This window comes from Skermanella pratensis, from assembly GCF_008843145.1.
GTDB lineage: Bacteria > Pseudomonadota > Alphaproteobacteria > Azospirillales > Azospirillaceae > Skermanella > Skermanella pratensis.
The window spans coordinates 4572086-4589164 of the sequence record NZ_CP030265.1 but is presented as its reverse complement, the minus strand read 5'-3'; the positions used below and the strand labels follow the sequence as shown (position 1 = coordinate 4589164).

Genomic DNA, 17079 nt, shown 5'->3' with positions numbered 1-17079 from the left:
TGGTCGCATTCGCCCAGACCATGCGTGTGACCATGACCTTTTTTCTCGCGACCCGATCCGATCCTCTCCGGGACTCCGGGGCCATCACCGGCCCGAACGCTGAATGAGGGGCACGGCAGGGGAGGAACAGCCGCGTTTCCTGTCGGGCGGCGGCGAGATGGGCGCGCGGATGCGTGCCCACGGTTGGGCTTCCTCGCCCCTGGGGGCGCCGCGGGACTGGCCGGCGGCGCTGCGCACCGCGGTCGGCATCATGCTGAACTCCCGCCACCCGATGTATGTGGCGTGGGGGCCGGATCTCCGCTTCTTCCATAACGACAGCTACATCCCGTTGCTCGGCGCCAAGCACCCCGCCGAGCCGGGCCAGCCCTTATCGCGCCTGTGGGCCGAGATCTGGGACGACCTGCGCCATCTTACCGAGCGCGCCCTGGCGGGCGAGGCGATCTGGTTCGAGGATTTCCACCTCTCCATGACCCGCAACGGCGTCCTGGAGGATGCCTGGTTCACCTTCTCCTTCTCGCCGCTGCGCGACGAGGCGGGCGAGGTCGCGGGTTTCCTGTGCGCCTGCATGGAGACGACGCGCGAGGTCATGGCGAAACGGCGCCTGACCCTCCAACTCGACCTCGCCGAACGGCTGCGCACGCTCGACACCTCCGGCGACATCGCGACCGTGGTGGCGGAGATGCTCGGCCGGCACTTCAAGGCGTCGCGCGCGGGTTACGCCGAGATCGACCGGGACGGGCTGGGCTTCACGGTGGAGAGCGACTGGACCGACGGCCGGATGCCGAGCCTGGCGGGGCGTTCGTTCCCGCTCGGCATCCTGGGGAGGGAGGTGGCCGATCATCTCCGGGCCGGGCGGACGCTCCGGATCGACGACCTCGCCGCCGACCCGCGGACGGCGGGTACCGCGGCGTCCGGCGGCATCGGCACGCGGGCGCTGCTGGCCGTCCCGCTGATCAAGGCCGGGCGCCTCGCCGCCATCCTCTACCTGCACGAGCCGGCTCCCCGATCCTGGACCGAGGCGGACGCCGAACTGGCGGTCGGCGTGGTCGAGCGGACCTGGGAAGCGATCGGGCGGGCGCGGGCGGTCGGCGCGCTGAACCGCCAGAGGGCGGAGGAGAGCGGGCGCCTGCGCCGCCTGTTCGAGCAGGCGCCCAGCTTCATGGCCGTGCTGCGCGAGCCGGGCCACGTCTACGAGCTGGCGAACGCCTCCTACCGCCGCCTGATCGGCGATCGCGAGATCATCGGCAAGCCGGTCCGCCAGGCCATCCCGGAACTGGAGGAGCAGGGCATCGTGCGTCTGCTCGACCAGGTCTACGCCGGCGGCGAGCCCTATGTCGGGCGGGCGGTCCGCGTTCTGTTCCTGCGGGACCCCGACGACCGGAAGGCCGATGCCCGCAGGGAGGAGCGTTTCATCGACTTCGTCCTGCAGCCGATCACCCGCGCCGACGGCACGGTCGCCGGCATCTTCATCGACGGCAACGACGTCACGGACCTGGTCCGCGCCCGCGAGCGCGCCGCCTGCCTGGTCGAGCTGGGCGACCGCCTGCGCGACCTCAACGATACAGCCGCCATCGCCCAGGCGGCGGCGGAAATCCTGGGCAAGGCCCTCGGCGTGTCCCGTGCCGGATACGGCAGGGTCGACCCGAGCGGGCTCAAGGTCCGGATCGAGCGGGACTGGTCCGACGGCCGCGTCGCGAGCATCGCCGGCACCCACGAATTCCGCCGTTACGGCAGTTTCATCGACCATCTGCACCGGGGCGAGCTGCTGGTCATGCCGGACATCGCGGCCGATCCCCGGACCGCCGGCCATGCCGAGGCGCTGCACGCGATCGACGTCGCGGCGATGGTCAACGTTCCGTTGATGGAGGACGGGCGGCTTTCGGCGGTGCTCTATATCCATGACCGGACGCCGCGCGCCTGGACGGGCGAGGAGCTGGCCCTGATCCGCGACGTCGCCGACCGCACCTGGTCCGCGGCCGAGCGCGCCCGGTCGGAGGCGTCGCTGCGCCTGCTGAACCGCACCCTCGAACAGCAGGTCGCCGAGCGGACCCGCGACCGCGACCGCATGTGGCGCCTGTCGACCGACATCATGCTGGTCGCAGGCTTCGACGGGCGGGTCGCCGCGGTCAACCCGGCCTGGACGACCCTGCTGGGCTGGACCGAAGCTGAACTGTTGAGCCTGTCGTTCCTCGACCTGGTCCATCCCGACGACCGCGCCCGGACCGAGGGGGAGGCCGGCCGCCTCGCGAAGGGGCTGGTGACGCTTCGGTTCGAGAACCGCTACCGGCACAAGGACGGCTCCTACCGCCTGATCTCGTGGACGGCGGTGCCGGACGAGAGCCGCATCCACGCGGTCGGCCGCGACATGACGGCGGAGCGCGACGCCGTGGACGCCCTGCGCTCCGCCGAGGAGGCGCTCCGCCAGTCCCAGAAGATGGAGGCCGTGGGCCAGCTGACCGGCGGCGTCGCGCACGACTTCAACAACCTGCTCCAGGTGATCCTCGGCAACCTGGACATGCTGCAGGACAAGCTTTCGGACCGCGCGGACCTGCTGCGCCACGTCCGCTTCGCGATGCAGGCCGGCGACAGGGGGGCGACGCTGACCCAGCGGCTGCTCGCCTTCGCCCGACGCCAACCCCTCACACCCGTCAGCCTGGACATCAACGCGCTGGTCGGCGACATGCAGGAGCTGATCCAGCGCTCGGTCGGCGAGGCGGTCCAGGTCGAGGCCGTGATGGCCGGCGGGCTGTGGCGTACCTGGGCGGACGCCAACCAGGTGGAGAGCGTCCTGCTGAACCTGGCGATCAACGCCCGCGACGCCATGCCCGGCGGCGGCCGGCTGGTCATCGAGACGGTGAACGCCAACCTGGACGGCAGCTATATCGCGACGGAGTTCGGCCTTGAGCCCGGGGAGTATGTCTGCCTGTCGGTGACCGACACGGGCACCGGCATGCCGCGCGACGTGCTGGACCGGGCCTTCGAGCCGTTCTTCACGACCAAGGCGATCGGCCAGGGCACCGGGCTGGGGCTCAGCCAGCTCTACGGCTTCGCCCGCCAGTCCGGTGGCCATGCCGCCCTCTATTCCGAGGAGGGCAGGGGCACCACGGTCAAGCTCTACCTGCCGCGCCACCGCGGCGCCGCACGGGCCGAGACGGCAGCCGCGCCCGCCCTGCCGGAACCGAAGCCCGCCAGGGACGGCGAGACGATCCTCGTCCTGGAGGACGAGGGCCTCGTCCGAATGCTGCTGGTCCAGTCGCTGGAAAGGCGGGGCTACCGGGTGATCGAGGCGCACGAGCCCCAGGCGGCTTTGAGCGTCCTAGAGACGGACGAGAAGATCGACCTGCTGGCGACCGATGTCGGGCTTCCCGGCATGAACGGCCGGCAGGTGGCCGAGATCGCCCGCCGGCGCCGGCCGGACCTGCCCGTCCTGTTCCTGACCGGCTACGCCCACGACGCCGCGCTGGACGAGGGCGTCCTCGGCCCGCGCACTCAGGTTCTGGGCAAGCCCTTCAACGCCCGAACCCTGCTGGCGAAGATCAGGACCATGCTGGAAGCCGCCGCGGGTTGACACCCGCAGCCGTTGGCATTCACGGCCGAGGTCGGTGCGGCGCAGGTCGGCCCCGGCCCGCAGGGCGACCGCCCGGCTACGCCCGGCGGCGCCGCGGCTTGCGGTTCGACACGAAGTCGATCCAGGCGGCGTACATCTCCTTCGCGTTGCGCGGCCCGACCTCGCCCTTGAGTTGGTCGTAGGCGGCCTGGGCCGCCGCCGCGTCCGGGAAGGCTCCCTGGTCGACTCCCCAGGCGACGGCTTCGGTGGGGCTGTAGAAGGTCAGCACGTTGTCGGGCGTCTGGCCAACCGTCTGGCCAACCGTCTGGCCAACCGTCTGGCCAGTCGCTTGGGCAACCCTGGGTGCCTCCTCCAGGATCGGGCCGGCGCCAGCGGCCTCCGCCGCGGGCTTGGGGTTGGTGGGCTTGGTGCCGCCGCCGCGCCCGTAGATCGCGGATTCGATCCGCTCCGGCACGCCCTTCCACATGCCCTGCTCGTCCCAGACGACCATGCCGGCGGGACCTTCGCGCGACCACTCCAACAGGACGCCGCGCCGGTCCTTATCCCGCACGATGCGGAGCGATGCGTTGAGGGAGCGGAACAGCCGTTCCCGCTCGGTCTCCGGCAGGGTCTCGCGGATCTGGGCGACGCCGTTGAGCTGGGCGTCCTCCAGGTGCCAGATCCACAGGACGTGGGAGCCGTGGGCGGTGACGGCGTCCTGCAGCAGGCGCATCCTCTCCGCCTTGTCGACCCAGGCCTGGTTCTTGTTCTTGTTGCGGTCCGCCGCGTTGTCCAGCATCGCGCGCGCGATGGAGGTGCCGATCAGCGACGTGACGCTGTCGATCGCGATGGTCCGGATGCCGGACCCCGGCATGTTCTTGTCGAGGATGTCCTGGATGCGCTCGACCGAGCGGTGGTCCGCGGGTTCCTCGCTCAATTCGTAAAGTTCGCTCCCCTTCAGCTCATGCCGGCGGCCATCCGCATCGATCATGAGCGTCGGCTGGTGCATGGCCATGATGAAGGTCGACTTGCCGTCACCATAGTAGCCTTTGAGCGCCCAGCGCCGCGGGGGAAGTGTATCCTTGTCAACTCGCTTGAAAGCCATGGCAAAGTCTCTGAAGCCTGTCCCGGTAGCCCTGCTTTCGGCTGTCGCGCCAGTAAAGCGAGGCGTGAAAGACGGGACCTTACCATAATGTTCGTGTTTTGTTCACAACATTCTTATGTCCGAGTCGGAAAAACGACTCGGGCGGGGCAATGGGCGGGGCAATGGGCTGATGGGGGCATTCCCGCTTTCCGATCGGCGGCGCACGGGGCGGACGCTCCATGCGCCGCCGTTTCCGTTCGTCAGCGGCCGGTTCCCTTGTCGTCCGCCTGGTCGGATTTCATCCTCTCCTTGGCGGCGGCGCTGGCCTTGATCTCGCTTTCCTTCACGTTCTGGCCGGGCTCCCGCAGGACCGGCTTGGCGCTTCCGCTCCCCGTCCCGGACCCCTGGGACGCCTGGACCTGGGTGCGGTCGGTCTTTTCCGGAACGACCGTCTTTTCCTTGTCGTCGGCTGCCATGGTGTTCTCTCCTTGCGGATGTTGGCGATCGTCGATCGTGCGCCCTCAACAGGTTCCGCAAGCGGGGCGTTCCGGTCCTTCAGGTCCCTTCGCGGTCCTTCAGGACACGGTCCTCCATCCCGATCCGGTGACGCAGGAGCGCCGGGTTTCCAGACCTCCGGGAACAGGTCGAGATCCGGCCGCCCGGAACGCACCCTTCTTGCCCGCCGCCCTGCAGTTGCATATGTCATCCCTTGATATGCCACGGCAGGCGAGGGAGACCATGTCGACCTTCTTTCCCGGCGCGCTGTTCGCCCGCCATCTGGAGAGGCACCCGGAATCGGCGCCCGACCTGATCGGCGCCATCCATGACGACGGGGCCGACGAGGACGGCTTCCCCATCCGCGGTGCCGCGGGCGGCGCCCTGGTCGTGGAGACTCCGGCCGGTCCGCGGAGGATTGCCTTTCGCGCGCTCGCCATCGCCGGGATCGACTGCTGCACCCCGCGGTCGCTGGCGCTGGCGAACCGACTGCGGCACGCTGAACGGCTCCTTGCCGACGCCAACTGGTTCGGCGCCTATGCCCGTTTCGCCGGCCTGTGCGAGGGGGACCCCGTCGATGCCGAACATCGGGACAGGGTGGTCGCCAGGATGAAGGCCCGCCTGGACGCCACGATGCCCAAGGCGTCTGAAGCCCTTGCGGACCGCGCGCCGGGATTCCTGCTCGATCTGTGCAGTACTCTTGTCTCCATCGACCAGGGCAGGCCCTTCGGGACGGAGACCGCGCTGAAGCTCGCCAGGGCGCTCGAAGACAGCGCCTGCAAGCCGGTGGCGGTGAAGCTCTACCTGGCCGTATATCGCGCGGAGGGGAACAAGTGGGTGCTCGCGGAAGCCGCGTCCACCCTGCGCGCCATACCCCGGTACCAGGACCTCGACCGCCTGGAGACCGAGATCGAACCGCCCGCCGCGGAGAGGGACCGCCCGGCCGCGGCCGCCGTGCTGACCTCGATCGCCGCGGGCTACCGGGAGCGGGGCCGTCTGGCCGAAGCCTTGCGGGTGATCCGCAAAGCACGGACCTACGGGACGTCCGACCACCTTCTGAAGGTCCTGAGGGCGATCGAGGCGGACATCGCGAAGGCTTGATGGCCGGCGGGCCGGCATCCGCCCGCCGTCATGACAAAATGCCGGCGGTGTTTGCGCGTTGCTTCCGCACGGTCTATCTTGGTTGGAACTACCAACAAAAAGAACAATTCATTACATGGGATTGCGGTTACCGCGCCCGGTTATTGCCCAGGGGCGGCGGCACAGGAGGAATCAAGTGGTCCAGCTTACCATCAACGGCACGTCGCACGACATCGAGGTCGAACCCGATACGCCGCTTCTCTGGGTGATCCGGGAGCAGGTCGGCCTGACGGGTACCAAGTTCGGCTGCGGCATCGCGCAGTGCGGCGCCTGCACGGTCCACCTGGACGGCGTCGCCGTCCGCTCCTGCGTGACGCCTGTCAGCGCCGTCGGCGCCGACCAGCGCATCGTCACCATCGAGGGGCTGTCGCCGGACAACGGCCATCCGCTCCAGAAGGCCTGGGCGGAACTGGACGTGCCGCAATGCGGCTACTGCCAGTCCGGCCAGATCATGGCCGCAGCGGCCCTGCTGGAATCCAACCCGAACCCGAGCGACGACGACATCGACGCCGAGATGACCAACATCTGCCGCTGCGGGACCTACAACCGCATCCGCGCGGCCATCAAGCTTGCCGCCGGCGGCGGCGACGTCGGGCGCGGCTGAAGCCGCAATCTGGGAGGATGATATGACGATCGCGCTCAAGACGTCGCGCCGGGGCTTCCTGGCCGGCTCCGCCGCCGCGGCCGGCGGCTTCATGCTGGGCTTCCATATCCCGTTCGGGGCCGAGGCGGCGACGCCTGCCGCCATGGGGTCTGCCGGAGGGGCCGCGACGCCCGAACTCAACGCTTGGGTGGTGGTGCGGCCGGACGAGACCGTGGTGGTCCGGATCGCCCGCGTCGAGATGGGGCAGGGCACGCTGACCGGCCTCGCCCAGCTCGTCGCCGAGGAGCTGGACTGCGACTGGTCCCGGGTCACGACCGAATATCCGACTCCCGGCCAGAACGTGGCGCGCAACCGGATCTGGGGCAATTTCCAGACGGCCGGCAGCCGCGGCATCCGCGATTCCCACGACTATGTCCGGAAAGGCGGCGCCGCCGCCCGCATGATGCTGGTCCAGGCCGCCGCGAATGAATGGAACGTCCCGGCCGCCGAATGCACGGTGGACAAGGGCGTCATCACCCACGCCGCGTCGGGCAGGACCACGACCTACGGCAAGGTGGCGCTCGCCGCCGCCGAGCTCCAGCCGCCCGCCGACGTGCCGCTCAAGGACCCCAAGGACTGGAAGATCGCGGGCAAGCCGGTCAAGCGCCTCGACACGGCGGAGAAGCTGAACGGCGCCCAGGTCTACTCGATGGACGTCAAGCTGCCCGGCATGCTGAACGCCGCGATCCGCGAGTGCCCCGTGTTCGGCGGCAAGGTCAAGGGCTTCGACGCCGCCGCGGTCGAAGGGATGCCCGGCGTCAAGCGGGTGGTCGCTGTGGGCGACACCGGCGTGGCGGTGGTCGCCGATACCTGGTGGCGCGCCAAGACGGCCCTGGAGGCCCTGCCGGTCGAGTGGGACGAGGGACCGAACGCCGGCCTGTCCAGCGAGGCGATCGCCGAGACGCTCCGCGAGGGGCTCGACGCGCCGGAAGCCTTCGTCGGCAACCAGGCCGGCGACATCAAGGCGTCGCTCGCCAAGCCCGGCAACAAGGTGATCGAGGCGGTCTACAGCTATCCCTACCAGCACCACGTCACCATGGAGCCGATGAACGCGACCGCGCTGTTCACGGCCGACAAGTGCGAGGTCTGGACCGCGACCCAGAACGCGGAGGCGGCGCTCGCCACCGCGTCCACCGCCGCCGGGCTGCCGATCCCGCAATGCGAGGTCTACCGGCTCCACCTCGGCGGCGGCTTCGGCCGGCGCTCGTCCAGCCACGACTATGTCCGGCAGGCGGTGCTGATCGCGAAGCAGATGCCCGGCACGCCGGTCAAGCTGATCTGGTCGCGCGAGGAGGACATGCTCCACGGCCGCTACCACCCGATCACCCAGTGCAAGCTGACCGGCGCGCTGGACGCCGACGGCAACCTGGACGGCCTGCACATGCGGATCTCCGGCCAGTCGATCCTGGCGGCGATCAACCCGCAGGCGCTTCAGGGCGGGCGCGACCCCGCCACGTTCCAGGGACTGAACCCGGGCGGCACGGAAGGGGTGCTCGGCTATACCGTCCCGAACCTGCTGGTCGACCACGCCATGCGCAACCCGCCGGTGCCGCCGGGGTTCTGGCGCGGCGTGAACAACAACCAGAACGCGATATACCTGGAATGCTTCATGGACGAGCTGGCCCATGCCGCCGGCGCCGATCCGCTGGAGTTCCGCCGCAAGCTGCTGGTCAACCATCCCAAGCACCTGGCCGTGCTGAACGCGGTCGCGGAGAAGGCGGGCTGGGGCACACCCGCGCCCGAAGGCGTCCATCGCGGATTGTCCCAGCACATGGGCTACGGCAGCTACGTGGCGGCCTGCGCCGAGGTGTCGGTCAGCGACGACGGGGCCCTGAAGATCCACCGGATCGTCGCGGCCACCGACAGCGGCCACGCGGTCAACCCGCAGCAGATCGAGGCGCAGGTCGAGGGATCGTTCGTCTACGGCCTCTCGGCCCTGCTCTACGGCGAGATCACGCTGAAGGACGGCCGGGTCCAGCAGGAGAATTTCGACACCTACCCGATGATGCGCATGGAGGAGATGCCGCAGGTCGAGACCATCGTCATGCCGTCGGGCGGCTTCTGGGGCGGCGTCGGCGAACCGACGATCTTCGTGGCGGCGCCCGCCGTGCTCAACGCGATCTTCGCCGCGACCGGCAAGCGCATCCGCTCGGTGCCCCTGGCGAACGCGGATCTGCGCAGGGCATGATCCGCGCCCCTGTCCTGTTCCGCGCCCTGTGCGGCGCCCTGTGCGGCGTGCTGTCCCTGGTGGCCGCCGGAGCCCGGGCGGCGGAACCGCCCGGAGCCTCGTCGTGCTCCGGGTGTCACGCCTTGCGCGGGGAGGCATCGGCAGGCATCCCGCCGATCCTGTCGAAACCGGCCGACGAGATCGCGGCGGCGATGCTGGCATACCGGGCGGGCGAGGGCAGCCCGACGGTGATGGACCGCATCGCCAAGGGCTTCACGGAGGAGGAGATCCGGGCGATAGCCGCCTGGATCGCCTCCCGCCGCTGACAGGGACGCCATGGACCTGCTCCATCCCAGCCGCCGTGCGGTGCTGGCTTCCCTGCTCGCCGGGGCGTCGGCGGCGCTCGTGCGTCCGGTCCGCGCCCAGGCGCCGCCCAGGGCCGTCGTCATCGGCGGCGGTTTCGGAGGCGGCACCTGCGCGCGGTTCCTCCGGACCCACGGCATCGACGTGACCCTGGTCGAGCCCAGCCCGACCTTCACCGCCTGTCCGCTCAGCAATTCGGTGGCCGTCGGATTGCGGTCCGTCGAGCGGCAGCGGTTCGGCTATGACGGCATCCGGCGCGCCGGCGTCGCGGTCGTCCACCAGCGGGCCGTCGGCGTCGATCCGCAGGCCCGCCGCGTCACGCTCGGCGACGGCTCCACCCTCGACTACGACCGCCTTGTCATGGCGCCCGGCATCGACATCCGGTACGGCGCCTTGCCCGGCTACGACGAGAAGGCGGCTCAGGTGATGCCGCACGCCTGGAAGGCGGGTGAGCAGACGGTCCTGCTGGCGCGCCGCCTGGAAGCCATGGAGGACGGCGGCGTGGTCGTCATGTCGGTCCCGGCCAACCCCTACCGCTGCCCGCCGGGGCCGTACGAGCGCGCCAGCCTGATCGCCCACTACCTGAAGACCCGCAAGCCGCGCTCCAAGCTGATCGTGCTCGACGCCAAGGACGGCTTTTCCAAGCAGCGCCTGTTCCAGGCGGCGTGGGCCAGGCTCTACCCCGGGCTGCTGGAACTGGTGCCGCTGTCCGGCGGCGGGCAGGTCACCGCGGTGGAGCCCGACGGCCTGACCTTCGTGACCGATTTCGACCGGGTGAAGGCCGATGTCGCCAACGTGATCCCGCCGCAGAAGGCGGCGGAGATCGCGGCGGCGACGGGGGTCGCCGACCGCTCCGGCTGGTGCCCGATCGACCCCGTCACTTTCGAATCCAGGCTCCAGCCCGGCATCCACGTGATCGGCGATGCCGCCATCGCCGGCGCCATGCCGAAGTCGGCCTTCTCCGCCAACGCCCAGGCCAAGGTCTGCGCCGAAGCCGTCGCCGCCCTGCTGCGCGGCAATCGACCGGTTCCGCCCAAGCTGATCAACACCTGTTACAGCCTGGTGGCGCCCGACTACGGCATCTCGGTCGCCGGCGTCTATGCGCCGTCCTCCGGCACGCTGGCCGACGTGGAAGGCGCCGGCGGCACCAGCCCGCTCGACGCTCCCGCCGAAGCCCGCGCCAAGGAGGCGGCCTATGCCCACTCCTGGTTCGACATCGTGACGGCGGAGGTCTTCGGATGATGTGGACGATCGGACTTGCCCTGGCGCTGGCCCCCGCCCCGGCCCCGGCCTATACGGTCGTCGGCGATTCGATCCCGGAGCCGCTGACCGCCGCCGCCGGGGACCCGGCCCGCGGGCGCGGGATCGTGACCAGCCGCCAGACCGGGCTGTGCCTTCTGTGCCATTCCGGCCCGTTCCCGGAGGAGCGGTTCCAGGGCGACCTGGCGCCGTCGCTCGCCGGCGTCGGCGCCCGACTGACCGAAGGACAGATCCGTCTGCGGATCGTGGACCCGCGCAGTCTTGATCCGGACACCATCATGCCCTCCTATTACAGGACCGACGGGCTCGACCGCGTGGCCGAGGCATGGCGCGGCAAGCCGATCCTGTCGGCCGGGCAGATCGAGGACGTCGTGGCGTTCCTGGCGACACTGAAGGATTGAGGAGACCCTGCCCATGGCGAATGGCGATCCGATGGGGACCACGCGGCGGAACGTCCTGCGCGCCGGCGCCGCTCTCGGCGTGCTCCTGCTGGTGCGGCCGGCCGGGGCGACGCCGGCCGCCATGGCGGACGCGATCGAAGCCTTCACCAAGGGCGCGCCGGTCAACCCCGGCAAGGTCGAGCTTGTCCTGCCGGCGCTGGTCGAGAACGGCAACTCCGTCCCCCTGGGCGTCAACGTGGCCCACTGGATGCAGCCCGGCGACTTCGTCCGAACCATCGCCGTGTTCAACGAGAAGAACCCCCAGCCCAACGTGGCGACCTTCCACCTGACCCCCCGGTCCGGCCGGGCAAGCGTCTCCACCCGCATCCGCCTCGGCGATTCCCAGAAGATCGTTGCCATCGCCCAGCTCAGCGACGGCAGTTTCTGGTCCGACGAGGCCGAGGTGATCGTGACGCTTCCCGCCTGCGCGGAGAGCTGAGCCATGGCCCGCACCCTGATCAACGTCCCGGCCACCGCAAAGCGCGGCGAGGTCGTCGAAATCAAGGCCCTGATCTCCCACCCCATGGAGACCGGCTTCCGCCCCGCTTCCGACGGTGCCCTGATCCCGCGCGACATCATCCGTCGCTTCGCCTGCACCTATAACGGGGAGGAGGTGTTCAGCGTCGACCTGTTCCCCGCGATCACCGCCAATCCCTTCCTCACCTTCACGACGGTGGCCAATGAGAGCGGCGAGATCGCACTGAGCTGGACCGACGACCAGGGCAAGACCCAGACGGAGACCGTCACGATCACGGTGGAATGACCAGGGGGCGGCATCTCGCGGCCGCCCTGGCGCTGGCCTTGCTGGGCGGTGCGGCCTTTGGCGCCGCCGACCGGCTTTCCGGCTTCGACTTCCTGGGGCCGCAGACCCGGGCGATGCAGCAGGACGACATGTCCAATCCCGGAATGCTCTCGGTCCTGGACGGCGAGGCGCTGTGGAACCGCGCCGGCGGCGCGTCGGGCCGCTCCTGCGCCGATTGCCATGGCGACGCGGCCGCCTCCATGCGCGGCGTCGCCGCCCGGTATCCCGCCTTCGACGAGGCTGCCGGGCGCCCGGTCACGCTGGACCGGCGCATCCTCCAGTGCCGGGAGTCCCGCCAGCGGGCCGAACCGTTCGAGTGGGAAAGCCCCGACCTCCTGGCCCTCTCGGCCTATGTCGCCCACCAGTCCCGGGGATTGCCGGTCGAGACCGGTGCCGACCCCCGGCTCGCCCCCTTCGCCGAGAGCGGGCGCGAGCTTTTCACCCGCCCCAAGGGACAACTCGACTTCTCCTGCGCCGACTGCCACGACGACAACTGGGGCCGGCATCTCGGCGGCGCGGTGATCCCCCAGGCGCACCCGACCGGCTATCCGATCTACCGCCTGGAATGGCAGTCCATGGGCTCCCTCCAGCGGCGCCTGCGCAACTGCATGACCGGCGTCCGCGCCGAACCCTACGCCTACGGCTCCCCCGAACACGCCGAACTGGAGCTTTTCCTGATGACGCGGGCGCGGGGATTGCCGATGGAAACGCCGGGCGTGCGGCCGTGAGGCGCAGGGGACTCCGCGGGGGCGGACGGCTGCATCTCCAAAGCGCGTAAATATCGATACAAATCGTAATGGATGTGGGTTATGGTTGAATTGCCCTTCAAGGCATCAATTCTGCAATAAAATACATTCCTGAATTGCATACAAAGATACCCTTCGCGATTGCGGCCGAGATGGGAAACATGCTGATCGAACCCATGTCGGCCTGCGCCGAGAACTCCCTGTGCAGGCTTGTCATCGCGGCTGAGCGGGGCTCGCCCGATGCCGGCGATCCGACGGGCGCCGACACGACCGGGGAAGGCGCACCCTCGGCGGAACGGTTGAGCGATCACGTCGGCCGCCCGGCCCTGGGGCTGGTCGGCCAAGTGGATGGCAGCCCCGTGGCCCTGGCCGTGGCGTGGCGGCGGACCTCGTTCAGCGGCGAAGCGATGCACGGCGTCGCGGTGTGGGTCTCCCCCGAGCGGCAGCGCCGGGGCATCGGCCGCCGGTTGCTCGGCGCCTTGCTGGAGGCCCTGGAACCGGAGGGCGGGACGGTGATCGCCTTTCCCGCGCCGGAGAACGTCGCCGCCGAAACCATGCTGCGGGCCGCGGGCTTCCATCCCTTCGAAACGACCGACCGCGTCGTCCTGGATCCGGACCGCCTGTCATCGATCGCCCCGCAGGCGGGAACCGGGGAGATGCCGACGATCCTCGGCCCCGCCGACGACCGTTGGGACCATGATATCGCCGAGCTTTTCAACCGCGGCTTCCGGGGCGATCCCCTGGTGTCGCCGTTCCTGCCCGGGACGGTCGCCGGCTGGCGTTCCGACCCCGCGCTGAGCCTCCTGGCGCTGGAACGCGACGGCGGCCCGGCGGCGGTCGCGGTCATCGTCGCCCGGCCCGCCGAACTCAGCCTGGACTGGTTCCTGGTCGCGCGGAGGCACTGGGGGACCGGACTGGCCGGGGAATTCGTTCTGACGCTCTCCCGCCTCCTGGTCGAGCGGGCGCGGAGCGCCGGGATTCCCCTGATCGGCGCGGTGGTCCGCCGCCGCAACGCCGCGATCCGGCGGATCTACGAAGAGGCCGGATGGGTCCGCACCGGTTCCTCGGTGATCTGGGGCCGGAAGGTCGGGTGCCGAACGTATTCTCAGGACGGGGAGCAGGATCGATGACGACCGACATCGCGGCGGAGCTGCGGCGCATCGCGGCGGCGGCGACCAGGATCGATGAGCGGATGGGCGTGCCGCTGGAACCGCGCGAGGGGGCGGCCGGCTCCGTCGCGGACTGGCTGGACGCCTGGCGGCAGGCTGCCGTCGGCGGGAACGAGGCCCAGTTCGCCCGCCGGCTGGCCTATGACGGCCTCGACGAGGCTTCGGCGCGCCGGCTTCTGTCCGGCGTGCCGCGGGTCGAGGCGGTGCCGGACTGGGGCTGGGTGCTCGCCAAGGCGGCCGATCCCGATAATGGTCCCGATTCCGCGACATCGCCATCGACGGACCCCGCGGCCCTGCCTTTCATCGGGATCCTGGCTCCGCTGGCCGAGGCCGCCCTGCGGCGCCTGACCCCGGCCGGCACGGGCTGGCGGCGGCTGTTCGCCGACGGCGTGGTGGAGGCGCTGAACCGCGAGCTGCTGAAGACGCTGTGCGGCGCCTCGGAGCGGGCGCTGCTGGCCGAACTCGTGGCTCTCCGCGATGCCGAGATCTCCGGGCTGGAACGGCTGCTGCGCCTCGCCCGGGGCGAACCCGGCCGGAACCTCTACGATCGGTTCGTCGCCGAGCGCCGGGGACCGGGATTCCTGGAGTTCTGCGGCCGGCATCCGGTCCTGGCGCGGCTGCTGGGCACTCTCGCCCTCAACTGGGCCGCCCATGTCGAGGAGTTCGGCCGCCGGCTGGAAGCCGATCTGCCGGCGATCGCCGGGCACTTCGCGCAGGGGGCGGAGCCGGGGAGGGGCGTCAAGGCGCGGGGCGGGCTGTCCGACCTCCACCGCGGCGGCCGGTCGGTCGTCGTGGTCGAGTTCGGCGGCGGCCTCAAGACCGTCTACAAGCCGCGCGGCATGGCCCCGGACCGGTACTTCGCCGATCTGATCGACTGGTTCAACGGCCTCGGGCCGAGCCTGGACCTGCGCGCCGTCCGGGTGCTCGACCGCGGCGATTATGGCTGGGCCGAGTTCATCGCCGCCATGCCCTGCGCGGACGGGGAGGCGGCCGGGCGTTACTTCAGGCGCGCCGGCCTCCTCCTGGCGCTGGCCTACGCGGTCGCCTTGACCGACTGCCACCACGAGAACCTGATCGCCGCCGGCGAGCATCCCGTCCTGATCGACCTGGAGACGGTGCTGTCCCCCGAGCTCCGGCTCGGCTGGACCGACCCGCGGTCTCCGGCCCGGCGTGCCGCCGAACGCCGGCTGCGCCGCTCCGTCCTCTCGACGCTGCTGCTGCCGTCCATGATCCAGGCCGGCGAGGGCGACCGGGACATCGGCGGCTTCAGCGGCGGCCGGGACGACGTCCCGGTCCCGGGGCCGAAATGGTTCCACATCAACACCGACCTGATGTACATCGAGACGGTCCCGATGGCGGACGAACCCCCGTCCAACCTGCCGCGCCTGGACGGCGTGGCACTGCGCATCCAGGACCATCTCGACGCCGTCCTGGACGGCTTCGACGAGGGATACGCCCTGCTGCTGGGCAGCCGCGATCTCCTGTCCGGCATCCTGTCCGAGGAGGGCGGGCCGCTGGAGATGCCGGAAGCCGGATGGATCCGCGTCCTGTGCCGCGACACGAAGTTCTACTCCCTGCTGATGGGCGAGCTGACCCATGCCGAGTTCCTGGGCGACGGCGCCGCCTGGAGCGCCCGGGCCGACGTGCTGACCCGGCGCGCCGTGGACGACGAGCTGCCGGAGGAGGTCAAGGTCAGGCAGCCCCTGCAATGGCCGCTCGTCACGGCGGAGCGGGCGGCCCTGTCCGACGGCGACGTGCCGCTCCTGCGGGCGCATCCGGGCTCGACCTCCCTGGAGGTGGCCCCGGACCGGGTCGTCGCCGACGCCCTGGCGGCGTCGGGCCTGGCGGGCGCCCGCGAGCACCTCGGAAACTGGGGGAGGCCGACCGCGGCGACCAGTCCATGCTGATCCGCATGGCGGTCGCGATGCAGGTGGTGCGCGACCAGCGCGGCGTGGACGACGGCCACGTCCCGGGACTGGCCGAACGGCCGCTGCCTGACGGGACGGGATCGCTGGACGGGCGGGACGCGCTGGCCTATGCGCAGCGCCTCGCCGACGACCTGTGGCGGCGTTCCTGCCGGGGAGAGGACGGCGGAGCCCTGTGGATCGCGGCCCAGGGGCACAGCCTGACGATCGGGCCGGTCGGGCCGGATCTCTATGGCGGCTCCACGGGAATAGCGCTGTTATTCGCGGCGGTCGCGGCGACCGGCGGTCGCGAGCAGGACCGGGCCGCCGCCCTCGCGGCCCTGGTGCCGGTCCGGGCCGCCCTGTCCGACGGGCTGATCGGCGCCCTGGTCGGCCACAAGGTCGGCGCCGGCTCGGGCATCGGGTCGGTGGCCTATGGCCTGGCGCGGGTGGCCGGGTTGCTGGACCGGCCCGACCTGCTGGACGATGCCTGCCGGGCCGCCGCCCTGATCGGCGACCGGGCCGTCGCGGACGACGAGCGCTTGGATGTGGTCGACGGCTCGGCCGGAGCGTTGCTGGCCCTGCTGGCGCTGGCCGAGGTCTCCGGCGACGCGGACGGGTCCCTGCGTTCCCGGGCCGACCGGTGCGGCCGGCACCTGCTGGCGCGGCGGCGGCCCTGCCGCTCATCGGGCGCGCGCGTCTGGTCGGCCGGCGGCGAGCCGGTGACCGGCCTGTCGCACGGCGCGGCCGGCATCGCCTATGCGCTGGCCCGGCTCGCCGGCGCCACGGGCTCGACCGAGTTCCTGGACGCGGCGGCCGAAGCCGTGGCCTGGGAGAACGAGGTCCTGATCGGCGGTGTCGGCACGTGGCGCCGCATGGCCGTCGCCGGGCACGACCATTCCCGGCCGATCAATTCCTGGTGCCACGGCGCGGCGGGCATCGGCCTCGCCCGGCTCGCCGGCCTGCCGGTCCTGAAAGGCCCGGCGATCGACGGGGATATCGATGCCGCCGTCGCGGCGGTGCTCGGGGGCGGCCTGGCCGAGGTCGATCACCCCTGTTGCGGCACCCTCGGCCGGGCCGAGCTGCTGCTGAACGCCGGACAGGGACTCACGCGGCCCGACCTGGTCGGGGAGGCCCGGCGGATCGGCGCGGCGCTGGTCGCGGCGGCCGACTCGGAAGGCGGCTTCCAGCACTATCCGTCGCTGCCCCGGTCCGTCTTCAATCCCGGATTCTGGCAGGGGAGCGCCGGGATCGGCTACATGCTGCTGCGCCTCGCGCGGCCCGAACGCCTGCCCTCCGTCCTGGTCTGGGAATAAGGG

Annotated in this window: 15 protein-coding genes; 13 read left to right on the top strand and 2 right to left on the bottom strand. The window is 70.9% G+C overall.

The features are described 5' to 3' along the window. Positions 1-103 precede the first annotated feature (103 nt). A complete protein-coding gene (locus DPR14_RS21080) occupies positions 104-3568 on the top strand; it encodes a GAF domain-containing protein (RefSeq protein WP_158046895.1) in 3465 nt (1154 codons plus the stop codon). A 76-nt stretch (positions 3569-3644) separates the two neighbouring features. On the opposite strand, the gene DPR14_RS21075 is transcribed toward DPR14_RS21080, so the two are convergent. Continuing rightward, a complete protein-coding gene (locus DPR14_RS21075; protein WP_158046893.1) occupies positions 3645-4652 on the bottom strand; it encodes an AAA family ATPase in 1008 nt (335 codons plus the stop codon). 239 nt (positions 4653-4891) lie between these two features. Further along, complete coding sequence (locus DPR14_RS21070) at positions 4892-5107, bottom strand: hypothetical protein (RefSeq protein ID WP_158046892.1); 216 nt, start codon at positions 5105-5107, stop codon at positions 4892-4894. A gap of 262 nt (positions 5108-5369) precedes the next feature. Between DPR14_RS21070 and DPR14_RS21065 the strand changes: the two genes are divergently transcribed. The 12 genes from DPR14_RS21065 (at position 5370) to DPR14_RS21010 (ending at position 17076) form a co-directional block, all read left to right on the top strand. Further along, on the top strand, positions 5370-6227 hold the full coding sequence (locus tag DPR14_RS21065) for a hypothetical protein (protein ID WP_158046890.1): 858 nt from the start codon (positions 5370-5372) through the stop codon (positions 6225-6227). 175 nt (positions 6228-6402) lie between these two features. Continuing rightward, positions 6403-6870 carry a (2Fe-2S)-binding protein gene (locus DPR14_RS21060; protein ID WP_158046889.1) on the top strand — a complete coding sequence of 156 codons (468 nt, stop codon included), beginning with the start codon at positions 6403-6405 and terminating at the stop codon, positions 6868-6870. Between the two features lie 22 nt (positions 6871-6892). Further along, a complete protein-coding gene (locus DPR14_RS21055; RefSeq protein ID WP_158046888.1) occupies positions 6893-9097 on the top strand; it encodes a xanthine dehydrogenase family protein molybdopterin-binding subunit in 2205 nt (734 codons plus the stop codon). Then, a complete protein-coding gene (locus DPR14_RS21050; protein WP_211103845.1) occupies positions 9094-9402 on the top strand; it encodes a c-type cytochrome in 309 nt (102 codons plus the stop codon). Before DPR14_RS21055 ends, DPR14_RS21050 begins: the two co-directional genes overlap by 4 nt. Positions 9403-9412: 10 nt before the next feature. Then, positions 9413-10681 carry an NAD(P)/FAD-dependent oxidoreductase gene (locus DPR14_RS21045; RefSeq protein ID WP_192499071.1) on the top strand — a complete coding sequence of 423 codons (1269 nt, stop codon included), beginning with the start codon at positions 9413-9415 and terminating at the stop codon, positions 10679-10681. Further along, the gene (gene soxX, locus DPR14_RS21040; RefSeq protein WP_158046887.1) at positions 10678-11100 is read left to right on the top strand and encodes a sulfur oxidation c-type cytochrome SoxX; all 423 of its coding nucleotides are present in this window, start codon (positions 10678-10680) and stop codon (positions 11098-11100) included. Before DPR14_RS21045 ends, soxX begins: the two co-directional genes overlap by 4 nt. A gap of 13 nt (positions 11101-11113) precedes the next feature. Further along, entirely contained in the window at positions 11114-11578 is a 465-nt protein-coding gene (locus DPR14_RS21035; RefSeq protein ID WP_158046886.1) for a SoxY-related AACIE arm protein, read from the top strand. Positions 11579-11581: 3 nt separating this feature from the next. Continuing rightward, positions 11582-11902 carry a thiosulfate oxidation carrier complex protein SoxZ gene (gene soxZ, locus DPR14_RS21030; RefSeq protein WP_158046884.1) on the top strand — a complete coding sequence of 107 codons (321 nt, stop codon included), beginning with the start codon at positions 11582-11584 and terminating at the stop codon, positions 11900-11902. Continuing rightward, on the top strand, positions 11899-12669 hold the full coding sequence (gene soxA, locus DPR14_RS21025; RefSeq protein ID WP_158046882.1) for a sulfur oxidation c-type cytochrome SoxA: 771 nt from the start codon (positions 11899-11901) through the stop codon (positions 12667-12669). Before soxZ ends, soxA begins: the two co-directional genes overlap by 4 nt. Before the next feature lie 179 nt (positions 12670-12848). Further along, positions 12849-13817, top strand: a complete 969-nt coding sequence (locus DPR14_RS21020; RefSeq protein ID WP_192499070.1) for a GNAT family N-acetyltransferase — start codon at positions 12849-12851, stop codon at positions 13815-13817. After that, positions 13814-15763: a type 2 lanthipeptide synthetase LanM gene (gene lanM / locus DPR14_RS21015; protein ID WP_192499069.1), complete on the top strand. Its 1950-nt coding sequence runs from the start codon at positions 13814-13816 to the stop codon at positions 15761-15763. Before DPR14_RS21020 ends, lanM begins: the two co-directional genes overlap by 4 nt. Beyond that, positions 15757-17076, top strand: a complete 1320-nt coding sequence (locus DPR14_RS21010) for a lanthionine synthetase LanC family protein (protein ID WP_158046879.1) — start codon at positions 15757-15759, stop codon at positions 17074-17076. The genes lanM and DPR14_RS21010 overlap by 7 nt, the downstream gene beginning before the upstream one ends. Positions 17077-17079: the final 3 nt, after the last annotated feature.